The 20,515-nt window shown below is 44.6% G+C and carries 8 protein-coding genes; all 8 read right to left on the bottom strand.

The annotated features are described in order from the left end of the window. Positions 1-10 precede the first annotated feature (10 nt). Positions 11-1,939 (bottom strand): phosphopantetheine-binding protein, encoded by a 1,929-nt coding sequence (locus tag IQ211_RS05065; RefSeq protein WP_189759019.1) that lies wholly within the window; start codon positions 1,937-1,939, stop codon positions 11-13. Further along, a complete protein-coding gene (locus IQ211_RS05060; RefSeq protein WP_189759020.1) occupies positions 1,939-11,877 on the bottom strand; it encodes an SDR family NAD(P)-dependent oxidoreductase in 9,939 nt (3,312 codons plus the stop codon). The genes IQ211_RS05065 and IQ211_RS05060 overlap by 1 nt, the downstream gene beginning before the upstream one ends. A 205-nt stretch (positions 11,878-12,082) precedes the next feature. Next, a complete protein-coding gene (locus IQ211_RS05055) occupies positions 12,083-12,973 on the bottom strand; it encodes an ACP S-malonyltransferase (RefSeq protein WP_189759021.1) in 891 nt (296 codons plus the stop codon). Between the two features lie 17 nt (positions 12,974-12,990). Next, positions 12,991-13,407 (bottom strand): DUF1801 domain-containing protein, encoded by a 417-nt coding sequence (locus IQ211_RS05050; RefSeq protein ID WP_189759022.1) that lies wholly within the window; start codon positions 13,405-13,407, stop codon positions 12,991-12,993. A 129-nt stretch (positions 13,408-13,536) separates the two neighbouring features. Then, positions 13,537-14,604 carry a cupin-like domain-containing protein gene (locus IQ211_RS05045; protein WP_189759023.1) on the bottom strand — a complete coding sequence of 356 codons (1,068 nt, stop codon included), beginning with the start codon at positions 14,602-14,604 and terminating at the stop codon, positions 13,537-13,539. Next, positions 14,601-14,855 carry an acyl carrier protein gene (locus IQ211_RS05040; protein WP_189759024.1) on the bottom strand — a complete coding sequence of 85 codons (255 nt, stop codon included), beginning with the start codon at positions 14,853-14,855 and terminating at the stop codon, positions 14,601-14,603. Before IQ211_RS05040 ends, IQ211_RS05045 begins: the two co-directional genes overlap by 4 nt. Before the next feature lies 1 nt (position 14,856). After that, positions 14,857-15,117, bottom strand: a complete 261-nt coding sequence (locus IQ211_RS05035; RefSeq protein ID WP_189759025.1) for a hypothetical protein — start codon at positions 15,115-15,117, stop codon at positions 14,857-14,859. Positions 15,118-15,173: 56 nt separating this feature from the next. Beyond that, the gene (locus tag IQ211_RS05030; RefSeq protein ID WP_189759026.1) at positions 15,174-20,300 is read right to left on the bottom strand and encodes a type I polyketide synthase; all 5,127 of its coding nucleotides are present in this window, start codon (positions 20,298-20,300) and stop codon (positions 15,174-15,176) included. Between the last annotated feature and the right edge of the window lie 215 nt (positions 20,301-20,515).

The raw sequence follows: 20,515 nt of genomic DNA, 5'->3' as shown, positions 1-20,515 counted from the left end.
CATTACATAATCATATGAATAATTCAGGTTTTTCCTGTCTTACTTTGCTGTCTTTTAAGTAAGGCAGCCGTACCTGATGTTCCATTGACTTCAACTGCATGAGCTTCTGGAATATCAAATCCGTTTGTTGCTGGCGATCTTCGGGACGGGCATGAGTGGCTATCTGTCTCAGAAAATCAAAGTATTCCTTATCAATAGCGGTATTCTCCTGCCAAAGCTCACGTGCCACTGTTCCGCTGGTTTTTCCTTCTATCTCATCAAGCAGGAAGAAAGACGTGATGCGACTTCTTGCCTGTTCAACCACACCGCTTAAAAACTTAAGCGCATCTACGGCGCCAATATTCGACTCCATGAACGTGTCATAAATCGTCTGTGTTTTCGTAAAGCCACGGACATGCGTGGTGTAATAGTCACCATAGAGTTCTGGTGATTGAATGATTTTTGACGCAATAGAGGACATCAGGGTCGCGATACTTAAATTTGAGCCGGAGGTAAACCACGTACTGATTCCACTTCCACCAACCAGCGCCCAGTTCTTACCGGTAAATCGTTCATACATGAAATGTTGAGTCGGGAGGCTAACGATTTCTCGGCGGCAGGTGAAATGGGTTGAGTAATCTAATCCCCGTCTCTGGTAGGCTTTTGTCAGCAAAGCAATAATTTCTTCTGCCGTACGATCTCTCACATCTTCCGGCAGCATACTGATACCAACGGAAACATAATCGCCCAGCGGTATCAGCCAGGAAACGCCTTTTAGTTGATCAAACTCTTCATCTGCACTCAGCAATGAGGTTGCGTGCATCCAGGGAAGTTCATTGGAGTCACAAAGCTTGCTACCCGCTTTTTGGTAATAGTGGGTAAAAATCACTTGCCGACGGCTATCTAGCTCGGTATAGGGAAGCCCGATTTTGCGTCCTAATAAACGGATGTGGTTGGTACAATCCCACACATAAGACGGTTGAATAATCTGTCCATTGGACAGATGAAGTAATGACACTTTGTCACTATCCTCAGAATATTCAACATGTTCGACTAAAGCTTCAACCCAGGTACATTCAGGGGCCGCAATAATTTCCTCATATAGCGCCTTATCAAATCCGAGCCTGTCGATATGAATAAAATGCTCAGGAATATCTTCTTCCATGAAAAGCGAAGCCAGCGATTCGAAAAAATGGAACCGCAGCCCGGCAACTAATTCCCCCATAAAAAATGGCGTGAACTCTTTGGGGTAAAAATGGCGGGACAGATTTTTAAAACGGCGGGCAAATTCAATGCTCACGACTTCCGTCATCGATTCACCCAGTTTTGGCATATCACCGATTTCCGGCTTACCGACGATGATATGCGGGATCTTCTCCTGAGTAAGTTGATAGCTGATGAGCATACCGGCAATGCCACCCCCCATAATTACCGGGAGGTTTTGTTCTATGCCCTGGATCATTCCCGCCATATAGGCGGGATCGGCTGTGTTTTTGGTACAACAGTTTTTCTGACCGGTGCTCTCATTCCCTTGAGAAACACACGTCTTTCCCGTCGCGGTTAATACTTCCTCTGTCAATGTGGGTGAGGATAAAGCGGTCAGAAACCGCTTCACTGCTGATGCCTGATAGGTCATGAGATAATCAGCAAATTTATCCAGCGTGGTGAATTCAAATAACACACCGGGATGTATCTCTTCATCCAAAACACCGGAAATCTTATCCGTAAACATAACCAGCGATTTAGAATCAAATCCCAGATCCTGAATATGTGCCTCAGTGTTAATATCACCGCTCTGCTGCGCTATTTCTTTCGCTATGGTTTTCAGTGATTCCAATAACTTATTTTTTTCATTGACTTCATTCATCTTTTTACTTCCTTTTTCAATGCCGTACGTTGTGCCGTTATCCAAGATAACGGCGTCAATTTGCGTGTTTATGGTTGTAAAAAACGGGTTCATCAAAGGAACCAATATCGCTGTTCATCAAACGGGTAACTGGGAATATCAACGTAGACTCCGTGCCCCTGAGCAAAAGCCCGCCAGTCTATACAGGCGCCTGCAACCCAATCGTCCGCCAGTTGTTTCAACACAGGTAATGTGGTGGAAAATGCAACCTGTTTTTTGGCAGAGCGGCTTTTTGGCGGGACGACGCCCATCTCAACCGCACCCGCTGGCGGTGTTCCGTTTTCCCCTGCAATCATCCACTCCAGCGTCGCGATAAGTTTTTCTAAATCGTTGACAATGATCGCCGTGCGGAATGGCATATCCGCGCGCCCCGTCTGGGCGCTGTACGCCAGATTCCTTAACGTCATGGCGTTATCATGGCCGACTGACTTTTCCTGACGCACAAAATCCAGCCACTGACTCAGATAAGCTTTTAAGGTTTTCTCGGATTTCGCCGAGATGGGAATAAGAACGTGCTCTTTCCTTTGGGCGTGTTCTCTCCTTTGGGAAAGCACCGGCATCGCAAGCTGATCAGGGGCTTCCAAAATGACATGCGCATTGACTCCCGTGATCCCAATCGAGTTCAAGCCAGCTCGTCTTGGCTGTGTTTTGTCTGAACTAGCCTGTTGCCACAGAACTGGCTCACACGGGAAGAACAAGGGGGTGTTCTCAATAAAAATTGAGGGGGGTAATTGAGAAAAAGAAGCAATCGGTGGAATGACCTCATGCTTCATGGCCAGAATCACTTTAATCAGGGAGGCTATGCCAGAAGCGGCTTCCAGATGACCAATGTTGCCTTTCACTGCACTGACGACACAACGATGTGAAACGGCCTGATTTTCTGAAAAAACCTTTTTAAAAGCTGCAACTTCACTGACATCATTAAATTGCGTCGCAGATCCGTGAGCTTCAATGTAGTCAACAGAGCAAGGATCGATCCCCGCGGATTGGTAGGCCTTTCTGATATTTTCTTCCTGTTTCTCAACACTCGGTGCCATCGACGAGAAAGCGCTCCGGCCATTATGAGAAACCCCGACACCCCGGATGATGGCGCGGACAGGATCATGTTCCAGACACGCTTGTTCCAGCGGCTTAATCATGACGGCGCCTACGCCTTCCCCCCGGATATAACCATCTGCCGTGTAGTCAAAAGGCGCCATTTTTCCTGACTGGCTGAGAATGCCGCCCTGATCCCGGATATAAAACTCCATAAAATCAAGGATGACTTTAACGCCTGCGACAATCGCCACGTCGCAATCACCCTGTAGCATCGCCTGTCGGGCTTTTTGCAGCGCGACAAACACACTGGCACAGGCGTTATCCACCACTTCACTCGGGCCGGTAAAATTGAAGAAATAGGAGATCTGATTCACCATCATGCCCAGACTCAGACCCGCCTGTAATCCGCCACTTTTTCCGGTGTTGTTGATCAGAGCATGGTCTTTAATCAGTGACTTGTAGTCAGTGGAATCAACAGCAACAAATAACCCGACTTTATGCTGTGTGAGGTCTTCCAAATCATAACCCGCGTGTTCAACACATCGCCAGATACACTGCATAAGCAGACGTTGCTGCGGATCTATCTGTTTTGCCGTTTCGGCATCAATCCCCCAGAATTCAGCATCAAATTGATCGATATCCTGTAAAAAACCGGATGATTGCATGCGTTTTACCGCATCTTCCTTATCGGAAGGGATGAGAATGTGGCGTTGTTGCCACGCTTCCTGCGTGATCCCCTGAATAGAAACGGTTTTTTGGATCATGTTCTGCCAGTACGCTTGCGCATTTTTAGCCCCCGGAAACATACAGTCATAGCCCACAATGGCAAAAGAGGGCTCGCTGACAGAGGCAGGCATTACCGGTGATGACATATCGGAAGATGACGTGTCAGAAGGGGCTGAAAGGGTCGGCTCTGGCAACAGTTTGATCAGGTGTTCTGCCACACGGTGTAATGTGTTGAATTCTAAAAAATTCGCCTGTGACAGCGTTACCTCAAAGCGGGAATTAATATACTCAGCCAGCTCAATCAGCCCGACAGAGTCCATGCCATAATCGCCAAACTGTCGGTGAATATCGATGGCCTCGCTACGCATACCCAATAATTCGGATAATTTGCCGGCAGTAATATCCGCAACAATATCCGCAACAGTGTCTGCCGAGTTATCTGATTCATTCGGGCTGACAAAATCCAAGTCTTCGTTATCTGATGCGGACAGCGGTGTAACCGGTGAAGGAGCGTCAGAGAGTCTCAGGTAATCCCCAATCTTTTGCGCATCTCCTTTCATCACGCCAAACTGAGGGAACGGTGAACGAAGCGCGATTTCCAGTGTTTCCAGCGCGGTTTTTGTCTCCAGAGGAACAATACCAAAGGTATCAAACATGTGTTTTTCTACCCTCGGCGTTACGTTCATGCCGCCTTCCTGCCAAAGAGGCCAGTTAATTGACAAACTTTTCCCGCTTCTTTGTTTCTGCTGAACTAAATTTTCACGATACTCAGCAAATGTATCCAGAAAGGCGTTTGCCGCCGCATAGTCTATCTGTCCGATATTCCCCAAAGAGGCAAGTGAAGAGAACATAACAAAAAATGCCAGCGGTTCGTGTTGGGTCACTTCATCCAGCAAACAGACCGCCGAGGCTTTGGTGGCGATCACTCGGTAAATCTCTTCCTCTGTTTTATTGACCGTCAGCGCATCATGGATAACGCCGGCACAATGGATAACACCATGCAGAGCACCAAAGCGCTGGCGAATAAGTAGCAGGGTTTTTTCCAGTGCCTGACGATTATTCACATCGCATGGCTCATATTCGGCTTTTATTCCGCGTTTTCTTAGCGCATTCAGTTGCGCTGCTTTATCGGCATCGAGAACAGAACGCCCCGATAACACCAGCTGGGCGCCCGTTTTTGTGCCGATATATTGCGCAATCTGGTATCCCAATCCACCCAGACCACCCGTAATCCAAATCGTCCGGCATGCATGATTAAACAAAGACGGGAGATGCATTAAGGCGGTCGGTTCTACCGCTTTTTGACGCCAGACAAAGCGCTGCCCTGTTTCCTGATAGCACACCGCTGAAGAAAGTTGATTTGACGAAAGAAGTTCTTTTTCCGCATGTCGGCAGAAGGTTTCACCGTCTGCATTATCCAGTGCAGCATCTAAAATAAGTTTCGTCTGTACCGCCGGAAATTCCATGCTAAGGGTTCTGAGTGCCCCCAATAAAGCGCGATAAGGTAATCCATTCTCTTTCCACGGTGCGAAAACCGCGATGCATTCCGGTAATGCCTGACCAGTGCGAATGCGCTGCTGGCAATAATCCACTAATCGTAAAACAAGGTCAGATAAAGAGACTGAATACTGGCTATTGGGATGCAGATCAGGCTCAGCGCGAAGATAATGGATATTTTCCACACCCGCCAACGAAGTCAGCTCTGTCAGTGAGGTTTCATTGACGTTCCCAATCACAAATGAGTCGGTGCGCTTGGGCTTCATTGCATACGCCGTATTCTGACGGATATCGCATCGTTCCCAACCCGATGTATAAAACACCGTCGAGCTAGTCTCTTCCGTTGAGATAATGTCTTCCACAACTGCGGCAGGCAAAACGGCTGTCTGCGCTTCCGATTCCGGTATCCAGTATCTTTCCCGGGCAAACGGATAAGTCGGTAAGCTTAAGCGGGTTGGCTGTACGGAAAGGGATTGGTAATACCCCTGCCAATCAATGTCATGCCCTTGAGTCCAGGCGCTGGCGATCTGTTTTAACTGCTCATATTCTTCTTCATGCTGATCTTTCCCGACATAAACAGACGTCATTAACTGTTTTGTGGATTTAGATTTTTCTACTCGTCCCATCCAAAAATGCGTTGAGGGTAAACAGGACAGAGAAAATGCCTTTAAACTATCAATCAGGGTAGAAAGGGAATCGACCATAAAGGTGGCTCTCTCTTCCATTTCTTCCCGCCCTGTCTGCAAGGTATAGGCAAGGCTATGCAGGTATTCTGCTTTGGACGTTTCTGAGCACCATTTCGCCTGCTCTCTAAGATACTGTGATAAGGTTTGCGCTAATTCACGATGCTGTTCGTGGTTTTTTGCCGATAGAGGGATAACAGCCCATTTTGGCCAATCGGTATTCTTGATGGAATGTAAGTCGTTAGCCGGAATGTATTCCTGCACAACCAAGTGAGCATTGGTTCCTCCGGCACCGAATGATGAAATCCCTGCCGTTCTGGGATGCTCCGATGGCTCTTGTTTGTCACCCAACAGCGGCCTTTTCCAATCTGCAAGTTCACGCTGCACATAAAACGGTGAGGCGTCAAAATCGATATTGGGGTTTAATTCACGGCTGTGTAAAGAAGGCACTAACTGACGGTGCTTGATTTGCATGAGTACTTTGGCGACGCCCGCAATACCCGCCGCACTTTCACAATGACCAATATTGGATTTTACTGAGCCGATGGCGCAGAATGCACTCTCCTGTATATCGTTCCCTTGTAAACATTGTTGGAATGCCCGATTGAGACCGGCTATTTCAATAGGATCGCCCAGTGAAGTTCCTGTTCCATGCGCTTCAATATAGCTAATGGCCCGCGGATTCACCCCAGAAGACTGGATGGCCTGAACAATCACGTCGGCTTGCGCGATAGGATTCGGAACAGTGTAACCGTTGGTTTTCCCTCCGTGATTAACAGCGATGCCCTTGATAACGCCATAAATGTGGTCACCATCTTCAATCGCCTTCGTCAACGGTTTCAGTAAAACCGCACCCACCCCTTCTGACGGAACATACCCGGTTCCTCCCTCGCCAAAACTCTGGCATCGTCCTTCGTCAGACAAAAATTTAGACTGCCCCAGAATTAAGTATTTATTCGGGTGAATAGAAACATTGACGCCCCCCGCCAGAGCCATCTCAATGTCCCCCTGTCTGAGTGCCTGACAGGCAAGGTAGATTGACGTCAGTGAGGAAGAACACATGGTATCGACCGCAAGGCTGGGACCATTGATATTAAAGAAATGCGATACCCGATTGGCGATTGAGCCAAAACTGCCGGTCACGATAGACTGCTCAAGCACATTCCCTTTTGCCAATTCCTCTATGCTATAAAACTCATATTCTCCATACATGACCCCCACATACACGCCCATCTTTTTCGGTAGCCGTGTCCAGTCACGGGAGCCTAATGTTCTGTGGCTGTATCCCGCATCCTCAATGGTTTCGTAGGCGCATTGTAAAAAGAGCCGTTCCTGCGGGCTCATCACACGCGCATCGCGGGGTGATAGGTTAAAAAATAGCGGATCAAATTCATCAACACCCTCAATAAAACCGCCCCATTTGCCGTAGGTTTTGCCGCGTTTGGTTTTATCCATGTCGAAATAGCGTGAATTATCCCAGCGTTGAGAAGGGATCTCGGTAATGCAATCCTGCCCTTCTCTCAGGAGCTGCCAGAAATCACGCATGTTTCTTGCCTGAGGAAAACGTCCGGCCAAACCTACAATGGCGATGTCATCTAACTCGGTTGTGGTATACTTCGCCTTGCCTGTCTGAGAAACAGCAAGGCTTTCTGTTCTGCCGGAAATCGGTTGTACTGGCAGGCGAGAGCTAGCCATCGTTGATGTTGGCTGAATGTTTTGTGGATTATTTTGCGACTGTCCCAGTAAAACAAGATGATGATGCTTAACAAAATAAGCCGCCAGTTGCCGAATGGTGAGATATTCAAAAAACAGGGTCTTTGGCAGGACACCGAAATTCTGCTCCAGTGCTTCCGTCATCTTGATGGATAAAATGGAATCTATTCCATATTTCTCCATACCAGCATCTTCATCAATTTCGGCTAAGGGAAGGCTTACCGCCTTGCTCACAACCCGCTTAATCAAATCTACCGCGGTGGATCTGAGGTCGGAAGATGCCTGAGACTGACTGACCTGAGTGACGAATGAGTTGACGTTATTTTCTGAATTCGACGGAAAGGTGGGTTCATAATAGGGACGAACACCCAACATTTCTGCTCTGAAACGCTCTATCGCGCCTCCTTCCATTAGCATCAATTCACCACTAAATTTCTCATGCAGTGCCTGATACAAAGATTGAAGCGCCCTATGGCGAATAAATTCTTCCTCATTTGCTCCGCTAGATTGAGGCAGTATCAATGACAGTGTTTGTCTTTGGGAACGCTGTTGATGGTGACGAACAAAGTTGTTAGCCGCGGCGCAATAGGCAGAAAACAGGGGATGCTCAGCACAACCTAATACGCCATCCCGGTAAGTCAGTACTGTAAAGAAATCAAGCAACGTACCCTGAGTTGCTTTCTCCAGCAGCGACAGTCCCTGATAACGTTCAAGTATTGAACTTAGGGTTTCGTTCTCCACGTGTTGCGAACGTTTACCCACACAGAAAAATCCCCCCCGCAGTGCGCCAAAATTTTGCTCAATTCGGCTAACAAGCGCCGCTAATGTGGCGGCATCAAGACAAATAACGCCGTCATTAATCGTGGTCGTCTTTGAGGCTATTGTGATTTGGTATTGGTTCTTTTCACTTTCATTTAAACCTGTTTCATTCAAAACAATAGCAATGGCTGAATCAGTATGCGTTGTAATATCTCTGGCAATCACGCGCCCCATACTGCCGTCTTCATCAATAATTAAGTAAACAGACTTTTCTTTCCACGGCGGTGTTAAATTTTCAGCAGAACCGTTTTCAGGCGTCCAGACAGTCCAATGAGGAACCCAACGTTCCTCCGATTGCCACCGGACTGTGTCATATTTTATCTGTGAAGTTTCCGCTGACAATTTCTCAGCCAGTCTCTCTTTATCATCACAATAAATCGTCTGGCTAAGCAGATTGGCATTATCCTGATAGGCTGTTTTTAATCGCGCGGTCACGATGGCATATTCAGGAAGGGCTTCCGGCAAGACCAACTGAATAAACATGGGTTCTGCAGGAGAATGGTTAATAATCTCATCAATTTTTTTGCAGAGTGTGATGACGTTCTGGTGCCTTTTTAACGGCACTTCATCACGGCTCAGTTTTGGTAACACAATATATTCACATGTGTCGGTATCTGACATAAACGACTCAGATTGAAGACGCTCTAATTCACACAGGAACACGATACGTTTTGTGAAAACACGTAACACAGTATCCGAAGGCAATGCCTGACTTTTCCACTGAGGCTGTAATAAATAAGGTTCAGTCTCTGCCGGTGGCGCAGACTGCGCCCCCAATCCCCGACAACTGAAACCTTTAAACCGGATACACACCTTTCCGTTAATATCACAACAATCGACATCCACTTTCGGGAAAGGATCTGAGGCGCTGCTGTCCACGCTATAACTGATCCACGCCCAGTGTAATTGGGATTCTTCATCATGAAATTCGATTTCATCAAGCGCAAAAGGGATTAAGCATTTAGGTGGAATGGGACGATTAAGATCACCAAAACGCATTAAAAGCCCGACGGATGAAAGAAGCGCGCCATCCATTAAACAAGGATGCAAAACAAACTGCTCTCTGGTTGGCGCCAGAGATTCAGGCAGCGACAGTTTAGCCAGGACGTGGTCCATTCCCACATAAAGCTCTTCAATGCCCTGATAGTCTGGTGCCATGTATAAGCCCAGTACGTAATACATGTCATAGTATTGCTTAGGAGAGTACGCGTTTTGCAGATAGCGCGATTTCAGGCTGTCGATATCATAGACCGGTGCCGGTGTGAGTGCTTTTCGTGTCGCGACGCCGGAGTTATGGATCGTCTCTTTTTCTGCACGACTGTATAGCTGATAGCCTGCTTCGCCATTGCCATGATTGATAAAACGAATATGTATCCGCTGAGGTTCATCAATAACACCGATAATCTGCGCCCAGACGACATTTTTCAGCGTCAGCCCGGTTTTTTCCTGCTCTGCTAACGAGGAATTCGGTGTTGTGCCGAAAGAGTGATGTGCAGCCACACGGGCCAGTTCTAAATGCCCGACTCCCGGCAGCACGCGAATACCATGAATTACATGCCCCTTAAGACAAAATTCCTCACCGGAAAATGTGGTACTAAAACGTTGTTCTGCAAAATCAGAGGTATTTTGGTGAACAAACGGATGGATAAATTGGCTGCTCCCTTCCTGAGATGATACTTCCTGTGACGATAGCCTACTGACTTCACCTTCAGGCACCCAATAACGCGCTTTGGCAAGCGGATAGGCAGGTAAAGGAATACGCCGCCATTCCGCACCGCCCCAATACTGCATCCAATCAATATCAACACCGGCAACCCAACATTTCGCAACGGTTTCTAATGACTCTGTCGGGAACCCATTGTTTGCAGCCACGTCAAGTTCAGCGTGTTGAGCCGTTAGTGCCGTTTCCCGTACATTTTGTCCCAGATAGATTGTTGCTTTTTGTTTTTCCGGGGATTCAACAAACACTTCTAATGCGCATCTGAGCTGTTCTATTGATGAAACCAACGTTGCCCAACGATGCGTAAACGCTTCTCGCCCTGTACTGAGTGTCCAGGCAAGTTCATGCAGATTGAAATTCTCGGCAAAATCCGGCTCACTGACCGTTTTACACAGGTTGACTGCCTGTTGGTAAAGCTGCTCATCACTTCTTGCAGATAGACAAACAAGTACCGGCTTTTCTGTTACCGTTTCCGCCAGAGGGCTTATTTTGGCGGCAGGAGGGTTATCGGGTTCCCGCAAGACGATGGCCGCATTGACGTTACTGAATCCATAACTGCTGAAAAATATATGCCGGGGTGCCCCTTCTTGAGATTGCGGCCAATCAACTGTTTCTGTCAGGAACTGAATTCCCTGAGTATTGGCTGGAATGTCGGCATTCAATTCCGCGTTATTCAGCCCACGAATCAGAGGGATCTGGTTATACCTGAACGCCATAAGCCCCTTGATGATGGCGTAAAACCCTGAGCTGGCATGGTTATGGCCAATATTGGGTTTGACCGTACTCACATAGCAGGGTGAAGTATTCTGTGAGCGGGCGAAAACATCCACCAACGCATTCGCTTCAATCGCATCTCCCATTTGAGAAGCAACGCCGTGGGCTTCCACATAGTGAATCTGCTCAGGTAAAAGGTTCGCCCGTTTTAATACGGTCTGAAACAGGTTGATTTGTTGTTCTTTATTGGGCTGGGCAAATGAATTAGTTTTACCGCCAGAATTATGGCCGCTGGCCTGCACCACACCATAAACATAGTGGCGTTGATTGACTTCATCGCTGTTTCTTTGCAAAAATAAAGCTGCGCACCCTTCTGAGGTTCTGTATCCTGAAGCCTTTTCAGAAAAACTGTGTATATCCTCTCCGCCAGTTTCAAACGGTGTCGCCGTGGTTTCTCCCGCTTTCCAGGGATTTAAAAACAGCGAAACACCCCCCACGATAGCGTAGTCACAATCGCCGCATTCCAGTGCCTGACAGGCCATATCCAAAGCAACAAAAGCACTTGAACAGGTTGTATCAACAACAATGGATGGGCCATTGAAGTTAAAAAAGAAAGATACCCGATTTGCCAGAAAACAGGGATCGTTTCCCGGCACAATAAACTCCTGACTTTCCTTATGCTCATCTGGAATTCTGTCGACATAAGAATTTAAATACCAGCCATCCTGAGCAACAAATACCCCGACTTTCTTGCCTGATAGCGTTGATGCGGCTAGCCCTGCATCTTCAAGAAGTTGCCAGCAGGTTTGTAGAAACAATCTCTGCCGTGGGTCTGCAAACATAATGGCAGAACCCGAGAGAGGAAAAATATGCCTGTCGAAGCTATCAATATCTTCAAGAAACATACCGCGTATCTTTTCCCTACCCCCCCATTTAACCGACGTTTGGCGATTATTAAGTTGATAGCGTTCTTCGTTTATAACCCTCATCAAAGAGCCGCCTTCAACCAACGTCTGCCAATAATGAGACAATGACAAACCTCCACAGAATTGTGCAGCTACGCCGATGATAGAATATTCCATCAATAACTCTCCTATTTGTATTCTGGCAAACAATAAAAAATAATTTCTTTTAAATGAACAAAGCCAACCCATTTGCACAGAGTAAAAATATAATTCTCCGTGCAAATAAGAGATTTAAGAATAGCGGTTACCGTGATAACAAATTAATTCGTTATCACAGATAAAATTAAATTAAGTTAATTTTATTTAATTAAAAAACAATGCATTAATTCATCAATGTAATATGTTCACCTAATGTTTTCTTGGCTAATGGCCCTACCACCGGTTTTGGGCCATATTCAAAACCAATAATAGGTTCATCGGAAATAGGTTTATCGGAATAGAGCTTTTCCATACATTGTTGCCAACGCACAGGGTACGATAATTGTTTAACTAATAAATCGATGAGTTGCTCCCGATTATTCACTGGATAATAATCCGCTGTCACATTCGATAACACCGGAGCTTTCAGTGAATAAATTTCAACACGTTCAAGAAAATCTTTAAATTTTCTGGCAATACTTGCCATTCTTTTCGAATGAAATGCACCATTAACCGGCAAAGGATGAAAAATACCTTTCGCTTTTAATACCTTTTCTTGAAATTGAGATAATTCGGATTGATCACCTGAAATAATAAATTGAGTGGGTGAATTAAAATTGGCTATGGTTAAATCATGCAATTCAGAATCCGCTAATAAAGATTCTACCTGCGCCAATTTAAGGCCAATAACGGCAGCCATCGCTCCCTCAGAGCACAGGGCCATACACCGGCCTCGTTCCTGAACAATCGATAACGCCGTTTCAAAACTAAACGCCCCTGCGGCAAACAAAGCACAATATTCACCCAAACTATGGCCCACAAAGATTTCAGCGTCTGTCCCGTGTTTTTCTAGGTTGTCTAAGTAATGCAGAATGTTAATGACAAACAGAGCAGGCTGAGTGAATTCAGTTCTGTTAAGCACGTGGGGTTCACCTTCACATACCTGGACGAGTGAATATCCCAATACCTGTTGTGCAAGCCTCATGTGATATTCATATTTATCAAACAGGTTGCGTCCCATGCCTTGAAACTGGGCTCCCTGTCCGGGAAACATTGCGACAGTATATGTTTTCATCGTTCACATCCTGTTTTCTAAATGCAGTGGTTATTTTTTTTCCTCAACTTATAAGTAAGTGACATTTCAATGCATATCCTCAACTCATTTGTTGGTAAATCGTCTTCCGGGTCTAAAACAATGGCCCGATTCTTTGAATAAGTCAGTTCAGGAAAAAGGGTTCTGAATGTATCAACCAGTGTGGTTTGGCAGTGAAAAAAGATAGCCACATGCGAATGACCGAAACGATCTAACCGGACGGTGGTTCCCGATCCCGTTTCAAGAGTCAGGTAGCTGGGTTGCCCCCATTTCAGAGTCTCAGTAATTGAACCAACGCCTTCCGTTTTTGCTGCGACATCAAATATTAATTCTCTTATCGTCAATAATAATTTTTGATATCGTTCAGGATAATTATCAAATACTGAGTGAACGTCTTGATTCTGAAATTCTTTCATAAGATTGCTACCTTATTCGTTAATTTGTACGTTGTGGCTATCTCACACAACACGGTCTTTAGATTAAAAATAAACCTTATGGTATTACGATTTATGAATTTTATCCAAAAGACAGATCAATTTTAGCAATCAATTACCAACCCATCCCATCTCTTTATAAGAGACATATTTTTTACGTAATTCACTGTCAGGGACAACAACATCACTATCAGCCATTTTTTTTCCTTCCAGCGTCAGTCTTTCCATTCTTTGAGATTGAACAAATTCATAGAGCGGATTCTGATGTTGGTAAGGCATTTCAATCTTCCAGCGGGAAGCAATAGCAATGGATACAGGCGGTTGATTATTAATTGCATGCCACCACCACGGCGGATTAATTAACATATCCCCCGGCTCTAACGTAATTCTCAGTTTAGGAATTCGATTATAAAGCGGCTGATGTTCTTCTAAATATCTTACTGGTGCATTGTGTTTGACAAATGAACCCACAAAAATCCCTTTATTAAACATGGAGCTATACATAGCCGCAGAATATTTAGGGTGAACAAATATCCATTCTTTACGGCCATAAATATTCAGGAAGCAATTCAGCTCATTAGCACAATGGTAAACCGCACCAGTACCCGGACCACCGATAAAAAGCTGGGCAATTTTGTGATATGAGGCAAAATCACCTAAGAAGTTACCAATACGGTCAATACCAATTTGTTGATGCAGGATCGGGTATTTATTAAAGATATCACTTAAGTTTTCAAGATAGGCTCGGCTGATGTCTCCCTTTAATACACCATTGATATAATCACGTAGCGAGGTTCCATCTTCTTCAAACAGTTTTTCTGTTGTCGAATACCACAGTTGAAAATCGCCGAAGTTATCCCGGAAATACTCTGGTGTCCAAAGCTGACCGCAAGGGAAAGAGGAGGCAAACCCTTTAATGACTACAGGACGAATATCTTCCGCATAGATCTGCGCCAGTTTCTGCCAGGTCAGTTCTCCTGGTTCATAGGTTTCTATTTCTGAATAGCCGGATTCTAAAACCGGTAATGCAAATACCATATTTTGTTCAGCTTGCTTCAACTCGTTCTGAAACAAATCCGGCTGTAAAAAAAAGTTTCTTAAGAAAAAGATGCGTTCATATTCCAGACGTTCTTTTTCAGGCAGATCCACATAATCATAATTTGAATATGATGTTGTCATGATACTTTCTCCTCAAGTATGGAGTAAATAAAGTTAGCTGCCTTATTAACGCTCTGATAAGGTAAAATATCCTGTACAGCGAGGTGGGTCAGAAATTGTTTATTTATATTCACCACTATTTTTGCCAACGTAATTGACTCCAAACCATAGCTTGAAAATAAAGCATCCTGATCTAACTCATCGGCTGCCATATACATTGCAGTCATCACTTCACTGCTGAGAAAATCTTTAATTTCTTCTAACTTCGTCATATCAGAGTCTCGCTTCCGGAAGTTGAGATATGATTTCTTTATACAACGGGAGTATTTCATCGACTGATTTATCTATTCCCGAGACGGCCAGAAAGTAATTTGTCGATTCATATAACGACATTAATTTCGATACAATATCGACATTCTGATCATCCAAGATGCTGATCTGCATTTTATTTTCAGAGCATGACAAACCGAACATCACAGCTTTTGCCATCATCTCTTTTAGTGCATTTATGACTGAGTCTTCGACTTTATCCATAACTTACGTTCTCCACACAGTTATTTATTGCTAATAATATGCTCTTCTGAATCATTTTATTTTTCATTCAGTCCGGCATTTTCCCTCGTTGACACAATATAAAGCGGTGATGAGTGATCAAACGGATATTTCGGCCAGAAACTCCGTTTATTCATGGGGGGGGTGATCGCTTCATCACCGCTTTTTTTCGCTAACCACCTATGTAATGTTTCAGGCAACGCTGTCTGCATGACATCAGCCTGACCGTTCACAGAGGTCTGTAATTCATCCACTCTCTGCCCCGCCAAAAATGCCGCCAATTTATCAAGCAGTTCCTCATAACTGCCGACTTTCACCACCAATCGCACATCTAAATGTTTACGATAAAACCGTAATGTCGATATGAGCTGAGGTAATGGTGTGATATGACGATACCGGTGGATCTGTTCTATGACTGAATTCACATACCGTTTTAATGACTCAATATTATTGGCCGACAGACAGAACCAATACTCTTGTTCTTTATCTTCAATCATTCGATTTTCAGCGTGAGCGGTAACCGGTTCTAAAAGGACAAATGCTGAAACGCCACCTAATCCATAGGAGAGTAAACCCACTAATCCTTCAGGCTGATTAAAAGGCTGACTGGTATTTTTGATGTGTAGCCGGTTGCTATCAATATCTTCACTCAACTCATGTAATTCAGAAATACCCGGTATTTGTTGATGTTTCATCGCTAGTATTGTCCGTACAAATCCTGCAATACCGGAACAGACCTCAAGATGCCCCACGTTCGACTTCATTGAACTGACCACACAGGATGCACGTGCTGACTGTGATAAAAATGCGGCAATGGCATCGGCTTCACTGAGATCACCGACATAAGATGCAATACCATGAGCTTCAATATATTGCAGTTTTTCGATATCCGCCTGTGCCGTTCTAAACGCGCTTTCCATGACATTCATATGGGTAGCGGCGTTTGGTGCAGTAAAAGAATCTCCCTGCCCTCCGTGCCAGCTTGCTGCACTTTTTACGTTGACTAAAACCTCGTCGCCATCCGTCACCGCTAATTTCAGATTTTTTAGCAAGATACAGCCAACCCCTTCACTACGAACAAACCCGTGTGCATCTTCATCAAAAGGCTTAACCATACCGTCCACACTCAGCAGGTTTCTTTTCTGCAATGCGGTAAAACGAGAAGGTAATAAGTTGATTTGCGCAGCAGCAACAACCGCTTGATCCACGACACCTGAATTGATTAATGCTTTCGCCTTTTCGACAGCGGAATAAACACTCGCACAAGCAACGTTCAGCGTTTCACTTGGCCCTTTGAAATCAAACAAATGGGATAACCGATTGGCAGACAAATAAGGTGTTGATGCGCCGACTGAGAACTCATCGATTGATGAATCAAATTCAGCGATTACTGCGTAATCATTCGCATCAATACAAACAAAAACAGCCGTCTTTCGTTGGTTAAATTGTTCAGGTGAATAACCCGCATCAGTGATGGCAGACCAGACACTTTCTATCAGTGTTCTATGCTGAGGATCCATCAACATGGCTTCCCGGCGGGATAGGCCAAAAAATTTATAGTCGAAGGCCAGGCTGTCCTTCATGAAATACCCTTGTATCTTTTCTCTTTCGATGTTTCTGGTTAATTCATCCGGTAACATCTGCCAGCGTGATTCAGGGTAAATTTCAGGCATCAGGATTTTCTGACTGAACAATGGCCACACATCACGCCAGTGTTCAGCGCCACACAGACGTAAATCAATGCCAATGACGCCCACATCCTTTTTATCAACATCTATTTGTGACGATGTATGAAGTTCAGGCTTCTTCTTTAGAAGATTGTCGTCATTATGCGGTTTTTCAGCGTATTGACTCAGATATTCTGCCAAAGCATGTATGCTAGGGTTTTGCGCTAAAACTACGCTGTTTATCGTCAACCCCGTTAACTGACTGAGTTCCCGCGAAATCCCCTGCATCGCAATAGAATCAATCCCCATATCAGAAAAACGCGTTTTGAAATCCTTATCTTCTGGCTGTAAACCGGTTATCTCCGTAATAACCGACAAAATAGCGGGAACCCGCTCTTGCCTGTCTTTTAATTTTGATTGATGTACAGGTCGACGATTAAGCACTTCATCGATTTTCTTCCCCGTTCCCGCCACAACGCAGAGTTCTGCGGGCTGATGAATCAGCGCGTGATTAAAAATTCGGATGCCATCATTGGTTAACAAAGGATCTGTACCCGTTGTTTCCTGTAACATGGACAAGGCTGATTGATTGATTCTCATGCCGCCATCCAACCAGTAAGGCCAGTAAATCACCGTCGTTCGTCCGGCTCGCAGTCCTACCGATTGTTTCTTATTACGGTTATGTGCAAACGCAGTAAGGTAATGATTTGCAGCAGCATAATCCGTTTGCCCGGGGTTTCCGAACAGCGCCGTTATTGAGGAAAACACAATAAATTGTTTAACAGGAAGTGAAGCGGTAAGTTCATCCAACAATTGACACCCAATGACCTTACTTTCAACAATGCTTCTGACATGTTGTTCCGTCTTTAAAAACATACTGCGATCATCAATACTTCCTGCACTGTGTATGATGAGATCGATGTTTTTATATTGTGTGACGATATGCTCAATGGCTGCGGTGAGTGCCTGACGATCACAACAATCCGCCTGAATATATTCAATCGTGCCTTTTTCTGATGTCTTATAATCCGCAGGCAGTTCAGCACACTTTCGCCGCCCCATGATCACAACATTTGCATCAAACGTATTGGCTAAATATTTGGCAAATACTTGCCCGAGACCGCCAGCGCCTCCGCTGATTAATACAGTCGGTTTAAAACCCAATAGCGTTTCACGGTGTTGTGCTGATTCTGCCGGAAATGCACTGACGTGATAGTGTAAAGTTTCTAATCGAAGAGCCGATGATCCCTTTTCATCACGGTTCAAACGTCGGCAGAAAGACCTCGATACCGGCATTTGTAACAGTTTTAAACATTGTTCTATATGTTGTGAAACAGTGACATTGTGTAATTGATACCAGCCACAAGGCAAACCGAATTCTTTTTCCAATGATAGGGCGTGTGCATAGAGTGTATTTGTCCAGATGTTTTCTTGGTCAGATAATAGTATCCATGAGCCAGGTCTGGTTAATTCGATGGCTCTGATCAGTTGCCCCAGAAAATGTAAATACCAGTTAACCCAATCTCTTCCTGACGCATCATTGGATAATTTGGGGAGTTCAAAATATCGTTCAGGTGAAACATGTTTTCTCAATACTGAAGATTGTTTTTCATCCAGCATGGAAAAAATAATCGGCGCCCTGTTTTTCTCATGATTTAGCGCATCATAAGATAATGTCATGGAAGAAAATAACGGTTCAATCTGGTACAACTGATTGACGTTATTCTGTTTTTCATCCTTGATGATTTTATTTTCAACTATTTCATTTTGTTTCATTGCAAGCTCAGCAGGAAAATACGTGTTGTGCTGAAAAGGATAAGGTGGAACATAAGTCATGCGGTCATTACCTGCTGAAAATACATCTCTCAGGCTATCCTGTTCTCCGTTCAGCCAAGCAGTCACTTTTCCATATTCCGGATCTTCTCTGACAGAGCGTGTTTCAGCCGCTAATCCATTGGCAAAAGAGATAATTTTCCCCAATAGCTCTTGCCGGGTGTGATAGATAAAAGCGACACGGTATGGCAGATTTGTTCTTCTGGCTAAGGTGTAAGCACAATCACTCACTGAAGCGGTAGGTGTGTTTTGAAGAAACGTTGAAATTAACAAAGCATAGGCTCTTAATGCCTTATCTGAGGCTGCTGAAAATGCAAACACATGTGTAGTCGGTTCAGGCTTAAAGACTCTCTGATCCTGATATTCAGAAACAATGGCATGAGCGTTGACACCACCAAACCCAAAACTACTGACACCAAAGCGCCGTACTCCTCCTTCTGCTGGTTGCCAATCACACTCTTCCGTAAGGATACGGAAGGGACTTTCCTCCAAAGCGATTTTTGGGTTTAATTCACTGAAATTAAGTATCGGTAACAAGCGTTTCTTCTGAATAGAAAGCAAGCCCTTAATCAAACCTACCATGCCCGAAGCCGACTCAAGATGTCCAACATTCGCCTTAGAACCCGACAAAACACAATAAGCTGTACCTAATGTTTCTCCACATTCTTTGGCATGGGCACGGAATGCACGTTTTAATCCGTTAACCTCAATAGGATCGCCTTTTGGTGTTCCCGTACCATGAGATTCAATGTAGGAAATTGAATTGGCAGAAATATTGGCTTTCTGAAGTGCTTTTTTTATGACATTCGCCTGAGCATAAGCATTGGGGGAAGTGATCGTCGCAACACTCCCACCGTGATTGACGGCCACTGCATCAATCACACCATAGATCCGATCGTTATCCGCTAACGCCTTTTCGAGCGGTTTTATCAGGAGCATACCTGCGCCTTCTCCGCGAACATAACCATTCGCTTGTTTATCAAACGTTTTTAAACTTCCGGTTCTGGACAACATCCCGGCTTGGGAAAAGGCGACAAAGTAAGTGTGACTAAATAGGTAACTCACGCCCCCGACAAAAGCCGCTTCACAATCACCCATCTGAATAGATTGCACGGCGTAAGAAAGTGCCACCAAAGAACTTGAACATGCGGTATCAATAGGAACACTGGGACCTTTTAGATCCAAATAGAAGGAGATTCTATTGGGAATGAGCGTAGTATACGTTCCGGTTGAAAGATGCCCTTGAATATTCGTAATGGATTTTTCCAGGCGTTCTTTATAATCAAAATTACACACCCCCAGAAAAACACCAATATCAGCGGATTTCACATCAGAAACGCCATATCCTGCGTCTTCTAAACATTCAACCGCTAATTCCAAAGAAATGCGCTGCTGAGGGTCCATTAACTCCGCTTCACGAGGCGTGATATTAAAATAAGGTGCGTCAAAACGGTCAAAATTTTCTACCAAGCCAGCCCAACGGCTTGCAGATTTATTTTTTTCAAAATGGGGCGAGTAATATTGACTAACCGACCATCTGGATTCAGGTATTTCAACAATCGCTGATTTTTTTTCTTGATATAATTTCCAAAATTCCTCTTGGTTATAACACCCAGGGAAACGGCAAGATATCCCCACAATAGCAATTTTTTCTCTGTCATGCATGCACGTATCCCTCTTTCTTTAACTTTTTCTCTCTCAAATATAAAGAACCATCTATCCATAAGAGACTATAAGTTCTATTTAAAATAAAAACGCTCAAAAGTGAGCATATTATAAAATAATTTATACTCAGCTGATAAATTCAAATTTTGGTTGAAATCCATGAGTCAAGTGATTGTATTTTTTATGGATATTTTCTTTTTATTATTGGTTAATGT

The sequence above is a fragment of the Xenorhabdus griffiniae genome, from assembly GCF_015163655.1.
GTDB lineage: Bacteria > Pseudomonadota > Gammaproteobacteria > Enterobacterales > Enterobacteriaceae > Xenorhabdus > Xenorhabdus griffiniae.
The sequence above is the reverse complement of the archived record's forward strand: the minus strand, read 5'-3'. Positions and strand labels throughout refer to the sequence as shown.